Below are 403 nucleotides of genomic sequence, written 5' to 3' on the forward strand. Positions count from 1 at the left end.
CCGTTGATCGTGACGTCCTACCTGGGCCGGCGTGCCGCCGCCGTGGACGCGCTTGTCGCGCTGTGCCGGGCGCACGGCATCGGCGTGCTGGAGTCCGTGCCGAGCCACGTCAACTTCCCGCATGACGATCCGCTGTACCAGGGCAATCAGTGGAACCACCCGGCGCAGAACGCCGCGCTGGCGAGCGCCGACGTGGTGCTGGTGATCGACAGCGACGTGCCGTGGATACCGACCGTCAGCCGGCCCGCGACGGACGCCGCGATCCTGCACATCGACATCGACCCGCTGAAGGAGCGGATGCCGCTGTGGCACATCCCGGCGCGGGCGAGCTTCCGCGCCGACGCCGCGACCGCGCTGGCGCAACTGGCCGACGCGCTGCCCCCGCCGCCGCCCGTAATGCGCG

At 72.5% G+C, this 403-nt stretch carries 1 protein-coding gene; it reads left to right on the forward strand.

Annotated elements, in window-relative coordinates; all coding sequences use genetic code 11:
* Positions 1–403 (forward strand): acetolactate synthase (locus B8460_RS18000; RefSeq protein ID WP_048863000.1); only part of this gene is annotated, 403 nt, incomplete at both ends.

The sequence above is a fragment of the Acidisphaera rubrifaciens HS-AP3 genome (assembly GCF_000964365.1).
GTDB lineage: Bacteria > Pseudomonadota > Alphaproteobacteria > Acetobacterales > Acetobacteraceae > Acidisphaera > Acidisphaera rubrifaciens.